Annotated in this window: 1 protein-coding gene; it reads left to right on the top strand. The window is 40.6% G+C overall.

Features of this window, described 5'->3' with window-relative positions; all coding sequences use genetic code 11:
- Positions 1-479 precede the first annotated feature (479 nt).
- Positions 480-940: hypothetical protein (locus H5P17_RS26485; protein ID WP_182825925.1), on the top strand; the 461-nt coding region annotated here is incomplete at its 3' end.

The raw sequence follows: 940 nt of genomic DNA, 5'->3' as shown, positions 1-940 counted from the left end.
GTTAAGATCAAGTTTAAGTAAGTTTTGAACTAAGTCTTTTAATAAGTAAAAAAAGATCAGTAATACAAAAGCCTGTGGATAACTCCCGCCCACCAAATCCACGGCCAAACCCCCTGATCGCTCCAATATGCTATTGTGTGAACGTGCTCACATTATGCAAAGTAGCAATTCCGCTTCCTCGTTTTGACAGACTCCGGCTACGCAATGCTTGCCTACGCTAGCCAAAACTGCGGCGAGCGGTGCGGAAGATCCAGAAAGGATCGTTTTACGCCTCTCTGTAAAGCTCTGAGAGACACTAACAGCACTTAAGTGAAGCCCTTATTCATCAAAGTGCTCTTAATCGTTCTATGGGCTACTGAGAGCGTTTGAGCGACAAAGCATCATTGCACCTTTGCTTTTTCCTGCCGCTCACATAGTCTTACGGGTCGCCGGATCTACAATGCCGGTTGTGCTTGTTAACGTTACAAGGATAATTATTTATGGCTGGAATCAATAATATACAAATGCATCGAATTGAAATGAGCATTCTAGCGCAGTGTGATTTGAATAGCTTTGCGATCCTTGAGGCAATAAGTACAGGAGGCGTTGACTACGTTGAACAAACCCAGGAACTAACCATTATTGCCGATGAGCGGTTATTAGAAAAAAATGCGCTCGGTGATTTAGTTGATTTCTGTAAAAGCCATTATGATCGTGATTTGGGTTTTCAATCTAAAATGGATGATGGTTTTCACTGCTTTTATACTTGTGCAGTTCCTGCTAATAAATTTATTCCATTTGCTCAAAAATATTCTCAATTCATCGAGTTCCTGGGTAAGTTCGGAGACGGTGATGTTGATATGATAGAGATCAGTTTCCCAGAAAAAATAAAAAAAATTGTTTTAGATGATTTTACATATGGTGATGAGCTAACCGCCACCCTGTTTATGGAGAAACATAA

The sequence above is a fragment of the Serratia sp. OS31 genome (assembly GCF_014164835.1).
Classification (GTDB): domain Bacteria; phylum Pseudomonadota; class Gammaproteobacteria; order Enterobacterales; family Enterobacteriaceae; genus Serratia; species Serratia liquefaciens_A.
Note: the sequence above shows the minus strand (reverse complement) of the source record. Positions and strands in the feature narration are given on the sequence as shown.